Raw genomic sequence first — 20,638 nt, 5'->3', positions numbered from 1 at the left:
GAATCTTACTGGAGGACGTTTGTGATGGCGCTGCATCGTAAAATTTATCTTGCCTTTGTTGTATTTATATTGGTTCCGATCAGTTTGTTGGGGATCGTGTCCTACCGTTTGTCTTACGCCGCGATCAAGGAAAAGGTGGGCCAGGAAACACTTCAAACCCTGCGGGCGACAGACCTCAATATTCGAAATGTGGTAGAGCAGGCCGATTCCTTCTCCGGGTATGTGATTGCATCCGAAGAAATACAGAGTTTCTTAAAACATAATAACAAGGACTCCCTGCTGGACTTTTACTACCAGCGCCAGGCCATTGCCGGAATTCTGTACGGTCAAAATGCACTGGATGATCTGATTCTGTATAGCGCCGGGGGGAGTGACTATCACTTTATGAACGGGGACATCCTCCCGTTTCGGGATTTTCAGCAAACGGATTTTTATCGCCGCATGCTGGAAGCTGAGGGGAAAAGTGTATGGCTGCCGCCCACGGAGAGATACCCGGATCAAAAAAAGTGGTCGTTCATGCTCGGCAGGACGATTAAGGACACTTTAACGTTGAAAAATCTCGGCTACCTGATTCTCGAAATCAATATCAAACGCTTCGACGACATCTTCCTCACACGATACCCGGATGGATCAAGGGAACTCCTGATGGACAGCAACGGGAACATTCTCTATGAAGCCAATCACGACAACATAGGAAAACGTCTGGAACTGCCGATCGTGAATAGCCTGTCCTCTGAGACCGAAGGTACCCTGATCGATACGGAAAGCGGTCAGAAGAGCCTGATTTCCTATATCACCTCCGATTCGCTGCATCCGGGGGATGCCCCCTACTATCTGATATCTATCAAGCCTTGGAGCGCGGTTTCCAAGGAAACCGATTACATCCGCAATACGACGGTTTGGCTGGTTGGTTTTGTCATCCTGCTGGCTGTGCTGTTTAATTTTCTGTATGTACGGCAAATCGTAAGCTTCATCATTCAATTGCTGGCACGCATGAAAAAAATAGAAAGCGGTAACCTGAATGCATCCATGCCTGAATACCGTTCGGTAGAACTGTCGCGGCTGGCCTACGGCTTCAACCGGATGAGCAACAGGCTGCGCCAACTGGTCGAGGAGGTCAGGCTGGAGCAGGAGCATAAACGGAAGGCCCAATTTCAGGTGCTTCAAAATCAGATCAATCCTCATTTTCTGTACAATACGCTTGAATCGGTGAATGCGCTGGCGCTGATGAACCATCAGAAGCCAATCAGCAATATTGTGATCAATCTGGGCAGGCTGCTGCGGTCCAGCATTCATGCGGACGATGAGGTTACAGTCAATCACGAGCTGAATCATGTGGTCAGCTATATTGAAATTCAGAAGGTACGGTTCGATGACCGCTTCTCCTACAAGATCGAAGTAGATCATGCGTTGCTGGATCACCATGTACTTAAGCTGGTGCTGCAACCGCTGGTCGAGAACAGTCTGCTTCGCGGATACAGCAAGAAGAAGCCCGATTTCTCCATCCATATTACCGGAGGAATCAATGCGCGGGGGGATGGCTATCTTCGGGTGCAGGATAACGGAACCGGGATTGATGACGATACTTTACAGCGTATACTGCAGCAGATGTCGGCTGCCAAGCCCGGGCTGGTCCACGGACTGTCCAATGTGCAGGGGCGCTTGCGTATGTGGTACGGGGACTGCTATGGTCTGATGATCTGTTCCCACCCTCATGAAGGAACGGCCATTCAATTGAACTTTCCACTGAAACGGGAGGCAGCTAAATGAAATATAAGGTACTGATCGTTGACGATGAGCCGCTGATACTAAAAAGCCTGCAAACTTCAATCCACTGGAGCGGCATGGATTGTGAGGTCATCGGAACCGCGGAAGACGGCGAGGAAGCGCTGGAGCTGATGCAGTCAGAACTTCCGGACATCCTATTAACGGATATCTCCATGCCGGGCATGAACGGTATCGAGCTGCTGGAGCAGATAAGCCGCTGGCCCGAGCGCCCGGAAGTGATTATTCTGAGTGGATACAGCGATTTTGAATATGCCCGCAAAGGACTGCAATACCGGGTGTTCGACTATATACTCAAGCCGATTGATCCCCTGGAGCTTGAGAAATGTATCCACAGCATGATCGCCTGGTTCCAGGAAAAGGAGCAAGTCAGACACTCCACGATGAAACAGCAGCTGTACGATGCGATGATGGGCAGCGGGTTTGATTCCAGTAAGTTCCATAGTACCGCCATGTACCGGGCTGCGGTCATTCTGGCTGACGATTCCAGCGGTTTGCATCTGGTGCAAGGGGAAGGAATGGCGACTCCTGAAGGACTTCGCAGATTTGTCTATGCTACCTCTAAGCGCTACGCTGTGGTCGTATTTTACATAGAAAGTGAGAAAGCTGGATTTGCGGAGTGGACTGCGGCTGAGCTGCAGTACCTGGGCAGTCTTCTCGGGGATGACAAGTTGATCGCTGCCGGGTCGGTGGTAAGCGGGTTGGCGGAGCTCGCGGAATCGTATGAAGAGGCTGTCGGCATATTGGATCTGCTGCAAACGCTGAACTCGGCGGAGACTTCTCAGCACCGGGTATGGACGATGCAGGAGGTGGACCAATCGCTGTCGAGCCGTAAAACGCCGGCCAAACAGATTGGAGCAGCGCTCGCATATATGAATGAGCATTATCGCGAGGATTTGGCTATTGATCAGGTGGCGAAGCATGTAGCCATGAGCACTAGCCATCTAAGCGCCTTGCTTAAGCAGATGACGGGCAGCACTTTTTTAGAGCATATGACGGAAATGAGAATACATCAGGCCTGTATGCTGCTCTCTGGAACCAACATGAAGACGTATGAGATTGCAAATCAGGTAGGTTATACCGATCAGCGCTATTTCAGTCAGGTGTTCAAGCGCAAAATGAACATGACGCCGAGTGAATACCGGGCGGGCTTTTCCCGGAACGCTGATGTATGACCTTTTAGGAATGGCAGAATAGATTTTTCAACATGAATCATAGAAACACCTCGTTTTTAGATGCGCTTACAAAAAATATAATAAGGCTGTAGACAGAGAGGACAAGTTATTGAGAGCACTTACAAACAAAGAGGAGGTAATGACTTTTGAAGAATCATGGGGTCAAATGGGTAAGCATGATGCTAATGGCGGGGCTGGTTCTTGGCGGCTGCGGGGCGAAGAATAATGCTGCAGAAGAAGTGAAGGGCAGTGAAGCTGAGAAGAAAATTGAATTTTTTCAATGGAAAGTGGAAGCGGTTAACTTTTTTGATGAAAAGATCAAAGAATTCGAAGCTGCTAATCCTGGGGTCCAAATTGAGCAGGTCAATGTTCCCGACGGTCCCGCGGTGCTGAAGACCAGAGTTGCCCGGGGGGATATACCGGATATCTTCATTTCCTACCCGATTGAACAAGACTATGTGCTTCGCGCACAAAACGACTATCTGCTTGATCTTACTAACGAAGATTTCGTTAAGAATATCATCCCGGAAGTGCAGGACCGTTATTTGATCGACGGCAAAATGTACGGAGTGGCCTTGAGTCAGAATGCAATGGGCGTCATTTACAACAAGAAAATGTTCGCTGAGAACAAGATCGAGATTCCTCAAACCTGGGATGAATTTGTCGCTACCATGGAGAAATTCAAGCAGCTGGGCATAACTCCGATTCTGATGCCTAATGCGACAGCAGATGTTAGCGCCTTCAATATGAACCTGTTGGCCAACTCGTTTGACAAGGCATACTGGGAGAAAGCCAACAAGGGAGAAGCGAAAATCGAGGGTGACCCGCTTTGGGAAGAGATCGCCAAGAAAATGCTAGTAGCTTATGATTACGCGCAAAAGGATTCGATCGCAACCAAGGCGGATCAGATCAACCAAAGGTTTGTGAATGGTGAAGGTGCCATGTATGTCATGGGGACATTTATATTGCCGCAATTAGAAAAGCTGAGCCCGGAATTTGAATATGGCATGTTCCCGTTCCCGGCCACCAATGATAAAGACAAGAACCTGGTTCTTGGCGGGGTAGATACCGGATTTACGATATCGTCCCAAGCCAAGTATCCGGAAGAAGCTAAGAAGTTCCTTGCCTTCCTCACCTCTAAAGAGAGTGCACAACAGTTCTCCGACTATGAAGGCAGTATCAGTGCGGTGAAGGATGTCCAAATGAACAAGGAGCAAGTGAAACAGATCGCTGAGCTAGTGAAAGAGGGACGTTCCTCGAACTGGCCTAACCACTACTGGCACGGAGGGACTGGAGCGGAGAACGATTTCCGTAAATACTCGCAGCAATTCCTGATGAGCAGAGACAGCAAGGCGTACCTAAAGAATCTGAACGACATGTTCATGATGTATAAAGAATAGAGACATTATAGATAGAGAAAGGGTGTTGACACATGCGACAGAAAGGTGGGCGTGCCTCCTGGATAAATGCCGGGTTTATACTGCCCGGGTTGCTGTTGCTGATTGTCTTTCATACGTACCCGCTGATATCTGGATTTGTTTACAGTCTTACGGACTGGAACGGAGTGGCGAGAAGCTTTGACTTCATCGGGTTGGACAATTACGTATCATTGCTGACGGATGCCCGAATTCTAAATACACTATTATTCACTTTTAAGTATGCGCTGGTGTGCGCGGTCATAGCCAATGTAGTGGCTCTGGCCGCGGCCCTCGCGCTCAATCGCAAGATGCGGTTCAGAAATATGCTCCGTTCGATTTATTTTTTACCATCCGTTCTTGGCCTCTTAATTATCGGGTATATTTGGCGGGAAATCTTCGGCAAAGTGATTCCTTTACTAGGAAATTCTCTTCATATCAGTTTTTTGCAAAGTAATTTGTTATCTGATTCTGACTTAGTATTCTGGGCCGTTGCGTTAGTTACGGTATGGCAGTCAGCTCCTCTGCTGCTTGTGATTTACCTGGCAGGACTGCAGACCATTCCTACAGATCTGTATGAGGCGGCAAGCATCGACGGGGCAAACCGGTTCAACGAATTTGCGAAAATTACGCTTCCGTTGATCATGCCATCCATTACGATATGTTTTGTCCTGGCCATGAAGAATAACCTGATGGTGTACGATTTGCTCGTTGCCCTGACCGGTGGCGGACCAGGCTTCAGTACCGAGTCCGTAACGATGCTGATCTATAACGTCGGAATTCTAAATAACCGCTATGCCTATGGGCTGGCCTCTTCGATTCTGCTGTTTATCATTATTCTCCTGACCGCTTTGCTGCAAGTTGTGCTGTTGCGGCGGAAGGAGGTGCAGCTGTAATGAAGTCGAACCGTTATGCAAATTGGGCTATACAGCTTCTGGTATGGCTTGGGGCCGGACTGATGCTGTTTCCGCTCTATCTGACTGTTACCGTTGCACTGAAGAAGCCTGGAGAGGGCGGCAATATTATGACTTTCCCCAAAGAAATATACTTTGGGAATTTCAAACAGGCCGTTGAGCTTGGACGATATTTCGAGGGATTGCTGAATTCTACTTTCATTACAGTCATTTCCCTGTTCCTGATCATTTTGTTCGGGGCGAGTACGGCCTATGGCATTTCCCGAAGCCATTCCAAGTCTTCCCGCCTTCTGTACTACTTCTTCATCAGCGGAATGTTCGTTCCGTTTCAGGTGCTTATGCTGCCTCTGTTGAAGCAGATCAGTGCGGTGGGGCTACTGAATAAATATGGTGTTATATTGCTCTATACGACTTACAGCTTGTTCCAAAGCGTCTTTCTCTACACCGGTTATCTAAAGTCAATTCCGAAGGAGCTGGAGGAAGCGGCTCAGGTGGATGGATACGGGCCGTTCAGGCTGTTCTGGAAAATTATTTTCCCGCTGCTGAAGCCGATGACGGCCACGCTGATCATTCTGAATACGATCTGGATCTGGAATGATTTCCTGCTGCCGCTGGTTATGCTGTCCGATCCGGGCGAATATACGCTGCCTTTGCTGCAATATGTATTCCAGACACAATATTCAACGGATTTCAGCCTGGCATTCGCGTCCTACCTGCTGGTTATGCTGCCGATATTGCTTGTATATTCCGGCCTGCAAAAATACATTATTAACGGGATCGTAAGCGGCGCTGTCAAATAGTGCAGGCCCGGATCTGAAGGGAGATTATAAAGAGATGAGTGAACTATACAATCTGATTCATAAACAGCCCGGCAAAAGCAGACGGCAATCGAGCTGGGACCAAACCGGAGGGAACCGGGATAATGTCACGGTCAAGGCAGGTGCCTCCTTATCCATCGGTCAAATGAAGGGATCAGGAATCATCCGTCACATTTGGATCACAATCGCTTCTGAAGAGCAGTATGTATTCCGAAAAATGCGTCTGCGCATGTTTTGGGATGGTGAAGCCTCGCCGAGTGTCGATTGCCCGATCGGTGATTTTTTCGGAGTCGGACACGGAGTAGCCAGCCATTTTGTGTCTCAGCCTCTGAATATGATTACTTCGCAGCATGAGATAGAGACCAAAGCGGCGATGAACTGTTTCTTTCAGATGCCCTACCGCAAAGAGGCGGTCATTGATATCGTGAATGAATGCGAGCAGGATATCGTGTTGTATTACTATATTGATTACACAGAAATGGCCGTAAGCGATGATTGCTTTTATTTCCATGCCCAGTGGAGACGCGAGAATCCAACGGCAGGAAACATGGACCTTGCGGCGCTGCGTCCGGCGCATGATCTGCAAACCGATCCGTGGTGGAGCGAGAATCAGGTGAATGCGGCCAAAAATCTGTCGGGAACCGAGAATTACTGCATCCTGGATGCAGAAGGAGAAGGTCACTACGTTGGCTGTAATCTGAGCATAGACCATATCGACCCGATTCCCGGCTTCAGCTGGCCGGGGGAAGGCGACGATATGTTCTTCATCGACGGAGACCAGTGGCCGCCGACGCTGCATGGCACGGGTACGGAGGATTACTTCTGTGCGGCCTGGGGATACCCCTCGGGGAAATATGATTCCCCGTTTCACGGGATCTCACTAGCGGCACCGCTTCGGGGCTATGGACCGGCATGGCGCTCGAAGGCAACGATTCCCTTTAAGGATTATTCCGGTAAATGGACCATGTACCGCTTCCATCTGTTGGACCCGATTATATTCAGCAAGTCCTTGCGCTTCAGCATTGAGCACGGCCACGGCAATAGTCAATCCAATGACTATTCTTCGGTCGCTTACTGGTATCAACGTGAGCCGCATAAGGCATTTCCGGAAATGCTGCCGGTGAATCTCCGGCTTCCGCTGTCCGAGAAGGAGAGCGCACGCAAATTTTATCAGGGCTTCTAGCAGGTGAGATAATTCATTATTCAATATTTCCCGAGGAGGAATTTTTAATGAAGGGCAGCAGACATATTTTCTTTATGCCAGAAAAGGAACGGGTGCCGATGCCTGGTACCGACGTATGCGGGGACTTTATGCCATTTTACCATGAGGGTGTTTACTACCTGTTCTATTTATATAAATTCTGTATTTATTATACCACCACGAAGGATTTCGTAAGCTATACCGACCCGGAGCCCGCGCTCATTTGCGGCAGTCCCGAAGATCAGCACTGGCATATCGGCACCGGCAGTGTCATCCACCGCGACGGCGTCTTCCATTTCTATTTCTCGGCATTTAATGAGGGGCATAAGGATATTGAAGGGAAATTCGAGCAGGTGCTGATGCGGGCAACGAGCACAGATCTCAGAAGCTGGACTTTTGATCCTGACTTTTTTGTGACACCGGATGTGGAGCATTACGGCAATTTGCACTGGCGTGACCCTCATGCCTTTTGGAATGAAGAAGCAGGCTTTTACTGGCTGGCCGTGACGGCGACCGAGAAGGATGAACTGCTCCACCGGAGCAGCTGTACCCATATCATGACTTCTCCGGATTTGAACGAATGGACGCATAGCAAGAAGCTGTACGCCCCCCGCATGTTCGACTCCCAGGAATGTCACGACTTCTTCAAGATCGGCGATAAATGGTATATGATCTTCTCCAACCTGACCCGCTGGTGGGAGACCCGTTACCGGATGTCTGACAGCCCCGATGGGCCATGGATCACGCCAAGCTTCGATGATATGTTTGACGGACGGGCGTTCTATGCAGCTAAGACCGTAACCGACGGGGAACGCCATTATCTGGTGGGCTGGCAGGGCATCCGGATGAACATGGATGACAATGCCAAGTATCAATGGGGAGGCAGTGTACTGGTTCATGAGCTGGTGCAGCGCCCGGATGGGACGCTTGGCGTGATGCCGGTCCCGGCGGTGGAGCAGTCCTTCGACCGCCCGCTGGTGCTTGACCCCGAGGTCCATCTGGGTGAATGGAGCGGGACAACCCGCATCACGGGTATTGAGCGTTATGGTTTTGGTTGGCAGGAGCTCGTGCAGCTTCCACAGCAAGCTCTGCTCCAGGTGGATGTAGACTGGAAGCCGGGAACCGGTGCCTTTGGCTGGATGCTGCACACGGGTGGAGACAAGCTGGAACAATGGTGCCAGGTTCGTATAGAGCCTGAGAGGGGGAGACTCCTGTTCGATCGTTCGAACAAATTCCACGATGATTATCATTACATCGAAGAACGTCCAATCTCCCTCAAGGCAGGGGAGCCGGTCCGGATCAAGGTGATCATCAGCGGCAACATCATTGTCGCCTATGCCAATGATGTTGCGCTGGCCGCCAGAGCCTATGATTTCCCTACTGGGGGCGCTGGCCTGTTCATTGAGAACGGCGAAGCGGTATTCACAAATGTTGAGATCAGAGGAAATGTTGAGGCAACACTTTAAAATAATAATTCAAAAGAACCTCCGGTTGCCACTTTGTGATGGCAGACGGAGGTTTTTTAGTATTAGATAGAAATACCGAACATTTTAAAAGCTCAGTGCAGAGAATAATGAATTTTATCATCGGGCATGTTTGATAATATTCAGTTGTAAGCGCAGACAGTAGACAGTAGATGAAAGGGGAGGGCATTATTGAACAGTAAGAGTAAAGTGGTACTAAGCGCAATGTTGGCATGCGGACTGCTCGCCGGATGTGGAAGCAAAGGGGATAACGCGCAGCCGGAGGCGGGAAGTTCGTCGGCACCCAAAGAAGAGAAGGTGTCGCTCACATTCTGGAGAAACTCGGGCAATGACGCCGAGAATTCAGCCTATGACAAGCTGGTGGCCTCATTTAATGAAGCACATCCTAATATAAAGGTTGAGATGAGTCCGATTCCGTATGCCGATTACGATACCAAGCTGAGAACATCCATTGCTTCGGGCAGTCCCCCTGATATTATGGCCGTCGACGGCCCGAATATGGCATCTTACGCCCAGGCGGGTGCTTTACAGCCGCTGACCGCCTATTTCAAGAAGAATGGCAACCTGGAGGATATTCCGAAATCGACCATTGCCACGTACACCTATAATAATGAAATTTACATGGCTCCGCTCACCGAATCCTCCATTGCTCTTTTTTATAATAAAAAAATGTTTGAAGCGAAGGGAATTCCTCTTCCCTCCAAGAACCCGGAAGAGCCTTGGACTTGGGATCAGGTGCTGGATGCAGCTAAAAAGCTTAACGACCCGGCCAAAGGCGTGTACGGCATTGATCCGGCGCAGGGCTTCGGTAATGCAGGAACAGCAGCCTACTTTAAATATCCGATTATTTGGCAGTTTGGCGGCGAGATCATGAGCCCGGATGGAACAACTTCCAAAGGTTACCTGGATAAGCCGGAGACCAAAAAGGCGTTGCAATTCTTCTCCGACCTGTATAATAAAGATAAAGTGTCCTCCCTGGAATACCCGCCAGATCCGTTCCCGAACAACCAGCTGGCGATGACGGTGGACGGCTCCTGGTCACTGGGCAATTATGCCGACAAGTTCCCTAATTTCAAATTAGGTGAAGATTATGATATCGCCCCGCTTCCGAAGGAAACCCAGCAGGCTGTCGCGAACGGAAGCTGGTCGCTGGCCATTTCCTCGAAGAGTAAGAATGCCGATGCTGCCTGGCAGTTTGTAAACTGGGTGACGGGTTCTGAAGGGGCTAAGACCTATTGCTCCATCACAAAAGATATTCCGGCCCGCTATTCGGTAGCCAACGAGTTCCCTGAGCTGGGTCAATATCCGAAGAATATCTTTGTCGTACAGAATCAGAAATTCGGCAGACCGCGTCCGATTACACCGGTCTTCCCGCAAATGTCCGAAGCGGTAAACAAGATGATTGAGGAAGTGACCATCGCCGGACGCAACGCGGATGCAGCCATTGCCGACGCCATCAAAAAAATTGACAAGGCATATGCAGATCTGCCGCAAAAATAATACAATTTCCAAACATTACAGAAACGGCAGCCGCCCTTTAACCAAAGGGCGGCTAAGCCGTTTCCACTTGTAGTAAGGGGTGCGGTTGTCATGTTCTACTCGTTACGCAGCAGATTGATGTGGGCTTTTTCGATCCTGCTGATCCTTCCGATTACGGCGGTTGTCTTCATCCTCAGCAAGGAATCGTCGGAGCAGATCCGTAAATCTACCCAGACCTCCACACTGCAAACCATAGACCAATTTGCCTCCCATGTCAGCACACTGCTGACGCAGATTGAGGATATGGGCAACCAGGTGCTGAGCAGCGACATCACACAGGAATGGATAACCGCCGATCTGAACGATGAGAGCACCAATGGGGACAAGTATCTGGCCAAGCAAAAGCTGCGGGAGCTGTTATCCTCTTATGCGATCAATAATTCGAATGTGATTTCCATTTCCACGTTTGCGGAGGGAAAGGGCGGGTTATGGACCCAGGACCTGAGCTACCTGAAGAGCAGTTGGTACAGCCAGTTTAAGGAGCAGGACGTACGCTGGACGCAGGCTCATAAGGACAAGGATCAGGCCGACGACAGCATACGTTCGCGCGAGATCAATAGTCTTGTGCTTCCTTTGGTGCAGCTCCAGTCCTTTAAGGATGTTGGAGTAATCAAACTCAATTATCCTACGGTGCTGCTGCGCCAGGATTTGGATAAAATCAGCTTCGGTAAAAGCGGCAAAGCCTTCCTGCTGACGGCTGAAGGCCTCAGTGTACTTAATCAGGATCTGACAGGAGCTGAGGGGCTGCTTAGAGACGGGCTTGCTACTGTGCAGAAACAGAGTGGTGGACAGACCAGCGGCATTTTCCCGCTTCACCAAGGGGGGACCGACTATCTGTTCTTTTACCGCAGGCTGCCTGCACAGAACTGGCTGATCGTCGGCGAGGTGCCGGAGGCGGAGCTGTATGCGACCATCACCAGGCTCAAAGAAACGCTGCTCCTTGCCAGCTTTGTGCTGCTGATCCTTGTCATTATTGTGGCGCTGTGGCTCTCTACCGGCATAACGAAGCCATTAAGTGCCATGGCCCGGGCCATGCGGCATGTGAGAAACGGGCAGTTCGAGCTGGCGATGAAGGATATGCCCAAGGTTAGATCGCGGCAGAGCGAAGTGGACTATGTGGCCGGTGTATTTGAGCAGATGACCCGTCAGCTGAAGTATCTGATCGAGACGGAATTCGAGACCAATCTGCGCCGGAAAAATGCCGAATACAAAGCGCTCCTGCTGCAGATCAATCCGCATTTTTACAACAATACATTGGAGATCATCAGCGGTCTGGCGGCGATGAAACGGGAGGATCTGGTCATGGACGCTACGGAAGCGCTGGGTAAAATGATGCGTTATTCGCTGAGTCTCGATACGGATCTGGTACAAGTCAGCGAGGAGCTTGGCTATATCCGTGACTACCTGTTCCTCCTAAAGCTGCGGCATGAGGATCATCTGATGGTGGAGGTCCGGGAGGATTCCGCCGCGGATCAGCTGCTCATCGCCAAGTTCATTCTGCAGCCGCTGGTGGAGAATGCGGTGAAGTACAGCCTGGAAAAAGGGGGAATCGCCGAAGTGGCGATCACCTCCAGTGTGTGTGGAGAGCGCCTGCACCTGCAGATTCAGGATAACGGTTCAGGAATGACACCGGAACTGATCGCCAGCATTCTTGCCGATACGGAGCTTAGGGACAGTGTGGGAATCTTAAATCATAAAGGGGACAGCATCGGACTACGCAATGTGCTCTCCCGCTGCCGTCTGTATTACGGCGGACAGTTTGAAGCCGTGCTTGATTCGAAGCTAAATACAGGAACAACTATTACACTGAAGCTGCCGCTGATAGAGAGGTGATTATTATGTATGACATTATGCTGGTGGATGATGAGAAGGGGGTCCGCAACAGTATCAAAGCCAAAATCGACTGGGAAGCCGCCGGCTTCCGGGTGGTCTCGGAGGCCTCAAGCGCCAATGAAGCGCTGCAGCTGCTGGAGCAGGGACCGCTGCCGCAGCTCGTCATCTCCGATATCCGTATGCCGCAGATGGACGGCATTGAATTTATCCGTATCTGCAAAACGAAGTATCCGCTGCTGAGGACGGTTGTGCTGTCGGGATACTCTGACTTTGATTATCTGAAATCGGCCATACAGCTTGGAGTGAAGGATTATTTGCTGAAGCCGGTAGCCCGCGCAGAACTGAATGAGCTGCTTGGCAAGCTGGGTGAAGAAATTAGACAAGAGCAACAAAAACTGCAGGCCTCACGGCAGGCTCTGCTGCAGAAAAATGAGCAGCTGCGGCTGCTGCAGGAGAATTTTTTGCTGCAAATGGTCAAGGACGAGTGGTACAGCCTGGCGGCGATCAAGGAACGGCTGCAGCAGCTCCAGCTGACCCCGCTGACAGCGGATGATCTGAAGCTGCAGTTTGTCGCTGTGGAGATGAGAGTGCCGGCGGGGCGGATGGCGGACCGGCTGGAGCGCCGGGATCTGCTCAATTTGGCTTTTCAGATGTTATGCCGGGAGACGGCTGCCAAGCGGAAAGGAATCTATCCATTCAGCGATGTTGCCAATTCCGCGATGATGTATTTGCTGATTATTATGAAGCCGGAGCCGGAGTATGCCGATCGAACGGACAGGTTCGTAGAAGAGCTGAAGCGAAACATCGCCAGTTATCTGAAGCTGGAATGTGTGACGGGGATTGGCGAGGAAGTGAATGGACTCAAGCGGCTGAAGAACGGTTATGCTTCGTGCATGCTGTCCTGGAGCCAAAACACCGTGTATAAAGATGGAACGGGCGAACGGAGCCAAGTGATGGAGCTTATGCAGGCTTTTACCCCGGAGGTGGAGCGGAAGCTGGTGCAGGCGATTGAGAATTTGGACATGAGCACCTTCCGCCAGCAGCTTGACACTATTTTCAACAGCGAAAGAGATACGCCGATGTTTGCTTTTACCTTTCTGGCCCTGCGGATGCTGCTGATGTTCAGCTCCATCGCCAAAAAGTTCGAGCTCGGCGGCTCCGCGCTGCAGAAGTATTTGTGGAACTGTCAGATGACCATTGCCGATTACCAGTCGCGTGAAGGCGTGCGGGGGCAGATTGATGAGCTGGCGCAGCTTGTCATGGGCGAAGTGAAGAAGCTCCGCTTCTCCAGCGGACAGCATATGGTCGAAGCGGTCAGGAAATACGTGGAGGAGAATTTCTCTTACGAGCTGGCGCTTTCTTCCCTCGCCGAAATGTTTCATCTGAATGAGACCTATTTATCCGGGCTGTTCAAGCAGCATGTGGGCATTACGTTCAGCGACTATGTCACCAAGCTGAGAATGACCAAGGCGGAGCAGCTTTTGCAAGAGAACGAACTGAAGCTGACCGATATCGCCATGCTTGTCGGCTATTCCAGTTCCAGCTATTTCAGTACCTCTTTCAAGAAAAACAGCGGCAAAAGCCCCAAGGAATACCGTGAATGGTATTTGAAGAATCACCCCTGAGAACATCACAACTTCTGAGCCGATCATATTGAAATAATTTCTCTGGCCGTTCAGCTACAATAGTGTCAACCAAACAAGGAATAGGAGTATGCAGCATGAATGTTTCCGGGGAGAAGCAAGCGCATAAAGAGAGCAAAACTATAAGCAAACTGGCGTGTGCGGCTGTAGTACTGCTGGTTATCGCAGGGTGCACTATTGGCGGCAACGGCAATCATAGCAGCAATACTTCTGATTCTAAAACTCCGTCCAATGCGATCTCTAATACTGAACCTGCAGCCTTTCAGTTTTCTGATGATCCCAATTACTACACGGAGCTATACCGCCCGCAGTATCATCTGTCGCCGGAAAGCGGGAATATGAGCGATCCGAATGGAATGGTTTATTTCGAAGGTGAATATCACCAGTTCTACCAGAACAGCGGCCAGTGGGGTCACGCCGTCAGCACGGATCTGATCCACTGGCAGCATCTGCCGGTAGCGCTCCTGCGCGATTCGCTCGGGGAGATTTGGTCAGGCAGCGCCGTGGTGGACTGGAAGGATACGAGCGGTTTTTTTGGCGGTGAAGCAGGACTGGTTGCGATCTTCACCCATTTCAAAGGGGGAATGCAGTCGCAGAGCCTGGCGTACAGTTCTGATAAAGGACGCACCTGGATCAAATATGAGGGCAATCCCGTGATTCCTAATCCGGGACTGAAGGATTTCAGAGATCCCAAGGTGTTCTGGCATGAGCCTTCGCACGCTTGGGTGATGGTTGTCTCGGTGGACAACCGGGTGAGATTCTATTCCTCTCCAGACCTGAAGACCTGGCAGATGACGAGCGAATTCGGCGCCGATCAGGGCTCACACGCCGCCGTCTGGGAATGTCCGGATCTGTTTGAGCTTCCCGTGGAAGGCAGCAAGGAGACCCGGTGGGTGCTGGCGCTCAGCATCGGCAATAACAGCTCAACCCGTGGCTCGGCGGCGCAATATTTCATCGGCAGCTTTGACGGACAGACATTCAAGAACGGGAATGAGCCCTCCAAAGTGCTGTGGACCGATTACGGAAAAGACTTCTACGCCGCAGTGTCCTACTCGGATATTCCGCAGAGTGACGGCCGCCGGATCTATGCCGGCTGGATGTCCAATTGGCGCTATCCGTTCTCGATGCCAAGCGCTCCGTGGAAAGGGAATTTGTCGCTGCCGCGGGAGCTGAAGCTGCGCGACATTCCCGGTGAGGGATTGCGCCTCGTCCAGCAGCCGGTGCAAGAGCTGGAAGCCTTGCGTGGCCAAGCGGTCAAGCTGGAACCCCAGCGGCTAGAGCCAGGCAGCAATCCACTGGCCGGTCTGCACGGGACCTCCTATGAACTCGATACCGAGTTCACCGTGAAGGGGGAGGCGGAATTCGGAATCAAACTGAGAAAAGGTGCAGATCAGGAGACCAATATATCGTATAACAACGCGAATTCAACGCTAACGGTGGATCGAACCCAATCAGGCGACAGTTCATTTGAAGCCGGGTTTGCCGAAACGGTCCAGGCGCCCTTAAGAGCGGTGAATGGTAAAGTCAGGCTGCATATCTATGTGGATGAATCGACGCTGGAGGTGTTCGGCGCAGACGGCGAGACTGTGGTTTCCAGTATTCTTTTCCCGGAGGCTACCAGCAATGGATTGGAGCTGTATGTGAAAAAAGGGGATGTGATGCTGGACCAGGCCGTCATGTATCCGATGGCCAGTGTATGGCGGAATGAGGAGCCTGACGGCTCGGAACCGCTTCGAGTCCTGCTTAGCCAATCTAGTGTGGATGTTCCGCTTGGCGGCACTGTGGAAGCGGCAGCGGCGGTCGTTCCGCTAACAGCTCCCCAGGATCTTACTTGGGTGTCGAGTGATGAGGCCGTTGCACAGGTGGAGAGCCGTGCCGGAACATCCGCTGTCGTAAAGGGGCTGAAGGAAGGCCAGACGGAGATTAAAGCCCTTGCCCCGGGCGGGCAAATCTATGCCGTAATGAACGTGTACGTCTATAAACCGGATTGAAATGGAGTGAAAAGATCATGACAAGCGTTACAGCGGCAGCTGAGTCTGCCTCCAAAACTGCCCCATCCAGCAAAAAGCCCCGCCGGTTTCTGCGGGGAGAAGAAATAACCGCCTGGTGGTTCGTGCTGCCTTCCTTTGCTTTGCTGCTCATCTTTGTGTTCTATCCGATGCTGCAAGCCTTTGTGATCAGCTTTCAGAATTATAACCTGGTAGGATCGACCCGCAGCTTCATCGGGCTGGACAATTACAAGTCTCTGATGACGGACAGGGATTTCCTGGCCAGTCTCAGGCATTCGTTTCATTTTGCCATCGTAGTGATTCCGATTCAGACCGCGATTTCACTGGGCCTGGCACTATTAATCCAGAAAAAGTTCAAGCTTACCGGTCTGTTCCGCACACTCTATTTCATTCCGGTAGTCATTTCTACGGCAGTGGCCGCAACGGTGTTCAAACTGATCTACAACAAGGAATTCGGGATTCTGAACAATGTGCTGAAGACACTTCATCTGCCCACTACCAATTTCCTGTCCAACCCGGATACGGCGATGAACGGTGTGATCATGCTGGGAATATGGAAAGGCGTAGGTTTTTTCATGATTATCTTCCTGGCTGGACTGAACAACATTCCGCAAGATTTATACGAGGCGGCCCGGGTAGACGGTGCTACCAAAATACAGCAGTTCTTCCGCATTACGCTTCCTTTGCTCAACCGTACCACGGCCTTCGTGGTGATTATGACGACCATTGATGCCATTAAGCTGTCCGGCCTTGTGTTTGTATTGACCAGTGGAGGACCCAACGGGGCTACCGAAACCGCAGTCTATTATATTTATAAAATGGCCTTCCAGCAGATGCAGATGGGCTACGGCACCGCTGCCGCCTTTATTCTGTTCGCGATTGTTCTCGCCATCTCGCTCGTGCAAATGAGACTGTTCCGGAACGCGGAACATTAATGAGACTACTAGGAGGTATCCACATGAACCGCTTTGCAAGCATTGCCAAGTATACGGTGATGACCGTTCTGGCTGTTATTTCAATTATTCCAATCCTCTGGATGATCTCGGGTTCACTACGCCCATATGAGGAATTGTTCAAGTACTCCTCCAGTCTGAATATTCATTTGTTCGTTCCTGTCCAGCCAACGCTGGCTAACTTCAAAGAGGTTATCTTCAGTGAAGGCAACCCGTTTCTCCGCTATATCGCGAATACACTGTTTGTTGCAGGGATTGTAACCCTGCTGGTGCTGCTGGTGAATTCGATGTCGGCGTTCGCTTTTGCCAAGCTGCGTTTCCGGGGCAAAGCGATTGTCTTCGCCCTGTTCATGTCAGCGATGATTATTCCCGGTGAAGTAACGCTGGTCCCGAACTATCTGCTGATGAATTATTTCGGCTGGCTGAACTCTTATAAGGCGCTGGTGATTCCTTCGATGCTGTCTGTGTTCGGAATCTTTCTGCTGCGGCAGTTCTTCGCGGAGATTCCCGATGAGATTCTGGAGGCGGCCAAAATCGACGGAGCCTCGATGACCCGGACCTTCTCCAGTATTGTCTTGCCTGCGGCTGTCCCGCCGATGATCACCCTTGCGCTGATGACCTTTCTTGGCAACTGGGATTCCTATCTGTGGCCTCTAATCGTTATCAATGACGAAAAGAAACAGATGATCCAGGTAGCCATTGCCACGTTCTCCTCAGTGGAAGGAACCGATTGGTCTAAGATTCTTGCCGCAAGCACCATTTCCACGGTTCCGATCCTGATCCTGTTTCTGTTCCTGCAGCGCTATTACATTCAGGGCATTACCATGTCCGGTGTGAAAGGGTAATGCCACTTATGGGACAGCTTGTTTAAAGGCTGTCTTCGCGAATAGTTCTCTAAGAGGGAACGCACACTATTTGTGAATAAGAGGAGGAGGCCCTAAGTTAATGTCCAATAAAAAAAGCTACTATGCATTTGAGGAGCCGCTTGGCACCACCATTGAATTTCAAGCCACCAGCTTACAACAAGCCATGGTAATTAAAAAGAAGAAGGCTCAAGAATTGGGGATTCCAAAAGAGGCTTTTGAACTCACAACTATACGCAAGAAACCCACTCAGAGCGCATAGCCCGGAAGCAGACCCGGGGTCCGTCTATAAGAAGCAATTGAACCTAAAGAAACCCGGAGGACCTGCCGAACTGTCAGCAGAATTCCCCGGGTTTCTTGCAGTTTATTGGCTGTGTAAAATGCGGTATTCGAATGGCGCCAGCGTAAGGCTGATCTGCTCACCGTCCATCTCCACCGGCTCACCGCTGAAGGCGTCCTGCCAACGGTGCTGGTCTCTGAATGAATGCTGGAGAGTGACCGGACTGCTGGAGTTGTTCATCCAGACAGTAATGCGGCTGTTGTCATTCCAGCGTTCATATACGAGGCCCCGGCTGTCCGGATCACTCTGCAGGAAGCGGAACTGACCGGTGCGCAGCACTTCATGCTCCTTGCGCAGGGCAATGATATCCTGATAGAAATGCAGCAGCTCCCGGTCCTGCCCCTCCTCTTCCCAGATCATGCATTTGCGGCAGTCCGGGTCGTCTCCGCCGGTAAGTCCGATCTCGTCTCCGTAGAAGATGCACGGCGTACCGGTGAAGGTGAAGAGGAAGGTGACCGCCAGCTTCAGCCGTTGCTTGTCCCCGCCAAGCCGGTTAAGCACTCTTGGGGTATCATGGCTCGCCAGAAGATTGAACAGGACTTCATTCGCCTGCCGGGGATAACGCATGAGCAGCCCGTAGATTTGAGCAGCGAAGGTCCCGGGATCAACCTCCTCGTCGGTCCCGAAGAACTTCAGCAGTCTGTCAGAGAAAGGATAGTTCATCACAGAATCGAACTGATCGCCCTGCAGCCAGCTAAGGGAGTCGCTCCAAACCTCGCCGATGATGAACGCCTCCGGGTTGATTTCCTTGACCGCGAGGCGGAAGTCCCTCCAGAACCTATGATCCACCTCATTGGCCACATCCAGCCGCCAGCCGTCGATATGTACCTCCTTAAGCCAGTATTTGGTGATATCGAGAAGATAATCCCGGACTTCCGGGTGGGCCGTGTTCAGCTTGGGCATGCCGCTGAAGAAGCCGAAGGTATCGTAGTTGGCCTTACCGTCCACCACCTGTACAGGATAATCATGGATATGGAACCAGCCCGCGTACCTGGAATCCTCCCCGTGCTCCAGAACATCCTTGAACGGGGCAAATTCAGAGCTTGTATGATTGAAGACAGCATCCAGAACGACCTTAAGCCCTTTGGAGTGGGCCAGCCCGACGAGTTGCTTAAGCTTGTCCAGATCTCCGAAGTTTGCGTCGATGGTTCCATAATCAACGGTGTCATATTTATGATTGCTGGGAGACTGGAAGATAGGTGTCAGATACAGGGCCGTTACGCCCAGCTCTGCAATATAATCCAGATGGTCAATCATTCCCTGCAGGTCTCCGCCGAAAAAGCTGTCATAGGCCGGGGGCTCACCCCATTCGAGCGTACCTTCGGGATCATTCGCCGGATCTCCGTTAGCGAACCGGTCAGGCATGATCTGATAGAATACCGCAGATTTCGCCCATTCGGGAACCTGCAGCAGATCCACCTCATGGAGATAAGGCATTTCATAGTAGCCTCCGGCAGGCGCAGGCAGCCCTTCTGTATAGAAGCCCGATTCGAGCATCCATACGGTTTGCGTATCCGTTTCCAGCCGGAAGCCGTAGGAGAAACGTTTGAATTCGGGGGTGATCTCAGCTTCCCAGTAATCAAAATAGGCATCGGTAGCTACCTTGAGCATGTTCAGCTCCTGATGATGATGCTCCCAGTCGTATTTGTCGCCTGTCAGCGCGAATACCCGGTCAACATTATTCTTTTTGCTGCGGATTCTTAAGTGGAAGGTGTCCTTGTTATACGCATACGCCCATCTCCCATGCGAAGAATGATGGAGACATCCAAGCTCGATGGAGGAGCCGGGTGAGGTTGATGCCACTGCTTGTCTGCTAAGAGCCATAAGAATTCCTCCCTGGTACGTGTTGTGAGTGTATATTTTGAAGTGAAATAGCTTTAATTAATACCCTGGCGCTGAACGTTCTAAACAGCTGGTTTCACTTCTATATTATGGGCGGAATTTTGGTCAAAACAGGGTGTCCGGTCCCCTCTCTGTCCCGGCTCTATGGATCAGCTCCCGGTAGTCATTACGAACATTGCCCACGGCCGCAGAGACGGGATAAGCCAGCATCTGCTCCGCATCGTATGGCTGCAGCAGCTTCATCAGTGCAGGAATATCCCGGTTGCTGCGCTCCAGCCACTGCGCCTCTCCATCAGGATCAAGAATGACCGGCATCCGGTCATGGATGTCTGCCATGAGACGGTTCGGGGCCGTGGTAATGATAGTGCAGGTGGAGATTCTTGTGCCGTCAGGACCTGACCAAATGTCATACAGGCCGGCCAGGGAGAACAGCTGCCCGTCCCGCAGGGTAATTCTCATCGGCTGCTTGCCGCCGTCATAGACCTTCCAGTCATAGAAGCCGTCTGCGGGAATCACACAGCGGCGGGAAGCAATCAGCCCTTTGAAGGAAGCCTTCTCCAGCAGCGATTCACTGCGGGCGTTGATTAGCTTGGCCGCGTTCTTGTCCTCTTTGGACCAGGAGGGCAGCAGCCCCCAGCGGAGTTCTCCCAGCCTGTTCTGTTCGCCATCATGAATGACCGCCGGAACCGGCTGCATCGGAGCAACATTGAATCTTGGGGCATATTGAATGAGCGGATGCTCACGGATGTAATATTTGGCTATCAGCTCTTCCAGTGTTACGGTAATCGTATATCTTCCGCACATTGTCCGTGCCTCCCTGAGTA

16 protein-coding genes are annotated in these 20,638 nt (G+C 51.2%); 14 read left to right on the top strand and 2 right to left on the bottom strand.

From position 1 onward, the window contains the following. Positions 1–24: 24 nt before the first annotated feature. The 14 genes from HQN87_RS04855 (at position 25) to HQN87_RS04790 (ending at position 17,894) form a co-directional block, all read left to right on the top strand. A complete protein-coding gene (locus tag HQN87_RS04855) occupies positions 25–1,770 on the top strand; it encodes a sensor histidine kinase (protein ID WP_173128588.1) in 1,746 nt (581 codons plus the stop codon). Continuing rightward, positions 1,767–2,960: a response regulator gene (locus tag HQN87_RS04850; protein ID WP_173128585.1), complete on the top strand. Its 1,194-nt coding sequence runs from the start codon at positions 1,767–1,769 to the stop codon at positions 2,958–2,960. Before HQN87_RS04855 ends, HQN87_RS04850 begins: the two co-directional genes overlap by 4 nt. A 146-nt stretch (positions 2,961–3,106) precedes the next feature. Continuing rightward, the gene (locus tag HQN87_RS04845; protein ID WP_173128583.1) at positions 3,107–4,360 is read left to right on the top strand and encodes an ABC transporter substrate-binding protein; all 1,254 of its coding nucleotides are present in this window, start codon (positions 3,107–3,109) and stop codon (positions 4,358–4,360) included. Between the two features lie 32 nt (positions 4,361–4,392). Beyond that, complete coding sequence (locus HQN87_RS04840) at positions 4,393–5,271, top strand: carbohydrate ABC transporter permease (protein WP_173128580.1); 879 nt, start codon at positions 4,393–4,395, stop codon at positions 5,269–5,271. Next, on the top strand, positions 5,271–6,089 hold the full coding sequence (locus HQN87_RS04835) for a carbohydrate ABC transporter permease (protein ID WP_173128577.1): 819 nt from the start codon (positions 5,271–5,273) through the stop codon (positions 6,087–6,089). The genes HQN87_RS04840 and HQN87_RS04835 overlap by 1 nt, the downstream gene beginning before the upstream one ends. A gap of 34 nt (positions 6,090–6,123) precedes the next feature. Then, the gene (locus HQN87_RS04830; RefSeq protein ID WP_173128574.1) at positions 6,124–7,290 is read left to right on the top strand and encodes a glycoside hydrolase family 172 protein; all 1,167 of its coding nucleotides are present in this window, start codon (positions 6,124–6,126) and stop codon (positions 7,288–7,290) included. A 47-nt stretch (positions 7,291–7,337) separates the two neighbouring features. Then, positions 7,338–8,774: a glycoside hydrolase family protein gene (locus HQN87_RS04825; protein WP_173128571.1), complete on the top strand. Its 1,437-nt coding sequence runs from the start codon at positions 7,338–7,340 to the stop codon at positions 8,772–8,774. A 189-nt stretch (positions 8,775–8,963) separates the two neighbouring features. Further along, positions 8,964–10,292: an ABC transporter substrate-binding protein gene (locus HQN87_RS04820; protein WP_173128569.1), complete on the top strand. Its 1,329-nt coding sequence runs from the start codon at positions 8,964–8,966 to the stop codon at positions 10,290–10,292. A gap of 90 nt (positions 10,293–10,382) precedes the next feature. Beyond that, positions 10,383–12,164 carry a cache domain-containing sensor histidine kinase gene (locus HQN87_RS04815; RefSeq protein WP_173128567.1) on the top strand — a complete coding sequence of 594 codons (1,782 nt, stop codon included), beginning with the start codon at positions 10,383–10,385 and terminating at the stop codon, positions 12,162–12,164. 5 nt (positions 12,165–12,169) lie between these two features. Beyond that, on the top strand, positions 12,170–13,789 hold the full coding sequence (locus tag HQN87_RS04810; protein ID WP_173128565.1) for a response regulator transcription factor: 1,620 nt from the start codon (positions 12,170–12,172) through the stop codon (positions 13,787–13,789). A 95-nt stretch (positions 13,790–13,884) separates the two neighbouring features. Beyond that, the gene (locus tag HQN87_RS04805) at positions 13,885–15,798 is read left to right on the top strand and encodes a GH32 C-terminal domain-containing protein (protein ID WP_173128563.1); all 1,914 of its coding nucleotides are present in this window, start codon (positions 13,885–13,887) and stop codon (positions 15,796–15,798) included. Between the two features lie 17 nt (positions 15,799–15,815). Then, a complete protein-coding gene (locus HQN87_RS04800) occupies positions 15,816–16,751 on the top strand; it encodes a carbohydrate ABC transporter permease (protein ID WP_173128561.1) in 936 nt (311 codons plus the stop codon). Positions 16,752–16,774: 23 nt separating this feature from the next. Beyond that, a complete protein-coding gene (locus HQN87_RS04795) occupies positions 16,775–17,614 on the top strand; it encodes a carbohydrate ABC transporter permease (protein ID WP_173128559.1) in 840 nt (279 codons plus the stop codon). Positions 17,615–17,714: 100 nt separating this feature from the next. Further along, positions 17,715–17,894 carry a hypothetical protein gene (locus tag HQN87_RS04790; RefSeq protein WP_173128556.1) on the top strand — a complete coding sequence of 60 codons (180 nt, stop codon included), beginning with the start codon at positions 17,715–17,717 and terminating at the stop codon, positions 17,892–17,894. A 102-nt stretch (positions 17,895–17,996) separates the two neighbouring features. Here the strand turns inward: HQN87_RS04790 and HQN87_RS04785 are convergent, their stop codons facing one another. Both HQN87_RS04785 and HQN87_RS04780 read right to left on the bottom strand, forming a co-directional pair. Further along, complete coding sequence (locus tag HQN87_RS04785; protein ID WP_173128553.1) at positions 17,997–19,796, bottom strand: alpha-glycosidase; 1,800 nt, start codon at positions 19,794–19,796, stop codon at positions 17,997–17,999. A gap of 123 nt (positions 19,797–19,919) precedes the next feature. After that, positions 19,920–20,618 (bottom strand): SOS response-associated peptidase, encoded by a 699-nt coding sequence (locus tag HQN87_RS04780; protein ID WP_173128550.1) that lies wholly within the window; start codon positions 20,616–20,618, stop codon positions 19,920–19,922. Positions 20,619–20,638 lie beyond the last annotated feature (20 nt).

Source organism: Paenibacillus tritici (genome assembly GCF_013204885.1).
Taxonomy (GTDB): Bacteria; Bacillota; Bacilli; order Paenibacillales; family Paenibacillaceae; genus Paenibacillus_AQ; species Paenibacillus_AQ tritici.
The sequence above is the reverse complement of the archived record's forward strand: the minus strand, read 5'-3'. Positions and strand labels throughout refer to the sequence as shown.